Genomic DNA, 301 nt, shown 5'->3' with positions numbered 1-301 from the left:
CTTAACAGCGGTGGTACCCATTTCGTTGTCGTCTTGGCCGTTCAGAGCCATCAGAGCCGAACCGATGATGATCGGAGTGTCGTCGCCTGGGAAGTCGTAAGTGCTCAGCAGATCGCGCACTTCCATCTCAACCAGCTCCAGCAGCTCAGCGTCGTCAACCATGTCAGCCTTGTTCAGGAAGACAACGATGTACGGAACGCCTACCTGACGGGACAGCAGGATGTGCTCACGAGTTTGTGGCATCGGACCATCGGCAGCCGAGCAAACCAGGATCGCGCCGTCCATCTGGGCAGCACCAGTG

The 301-nt window shown here is 57.8% G+C and carries 1 protein-coding gene; it reads right to left on the bottom strand.

The features are described from left to right. Positions 1 to 301 (bottom strand): GTP-binding protein (locus SB816_RS30775; RefSeq protein WP_410548091.1); only part of this gene is annotated, 301 nt, incomplete at both ends.

Source organism: Achromobacter sp. SIMBA_011 (genome assembly GCF_046535435.1).
Taxonomy (GTDB): Bacteria; Pseudomonadota; Gammaproteobacteria; order Burkholderiales; family Burkholderiaceae_B; genus Achromobacter; species Achromobacter dolens.
The sequence above is the reverse complement of the archived record's forward strand: the minus strand, read 5'-3'. Positions and strand labels throughout refer to the sequence as shown.